The sequence below is a fragment of the Pseudoalteromonas sp. SG44-8 genome, assembly GCF_014164125.1.
In the GTDB taxonomy this organism is placed as follows: Bacteria; Pseudomonadota; Gammaproteobacteria; order Enterobacterales; family Alteromonadaceae; genus Pseudoalteromonas; species Pseudoalteromonas rhizosphaerae.
The window spans coordinates 1-437 of record NZ_JACJEQ010000086.1 but is presented as its reverse complement, the minus strand read 5'-3'; the positions used below and the strand labels follow the sequence as shown (position 1 = coordinate 437).

At 53.3% G+C, this 437-nt stretch carries 1 protein-coding gene; it reads right to left on the bottom strand.

Annotated features, from left to right (window positions below):
- On the bottom strand, positions 1–437 hold a 437-nt coding region (locus H5163_RS21090), incomplete at both ends, for an Ig-like domain-containing protein (RefSeq protein WP_220494618.1).

Sequence of the window (437 nt, the reverse complement as noted above, 5' to 3'; positions counted from 1 at the left end):
ACACTGACACTGGCATTGGCTTCTGCGCCAGAGCCAGTGATCAATACACTGCCATCTTCTACAGCATTGATCCGGCCATCAACCTCAATCGGGGTGGCAATCGTCAAGGCATTCGGTGCTGCGTTATCTAAAATCACTGAGGTGCTGGCTGCACTGGAGGTGTTACCCGCCGCATCACTTTGTGTGGCGCTGACGGTGAGTGTGCCGTTATTAAAGCTGCTGACATCAAACTCACTACCACTGATAGTCCATGCCCCAGAGCCATCGGCCGTCACGGTGCGTGATAAGTTATTCGCGCCATCGCTGATAGTTACACTGACACTGGCATTGGCTTCTGCGCCAGAGCCAGTGATCAATACACTGCCATCTTCTACAGCATTGATCCGGCCATCAACCTCAATCGGGGTGGCAATCGTCAAGGCATTCGGTGCTGCGTT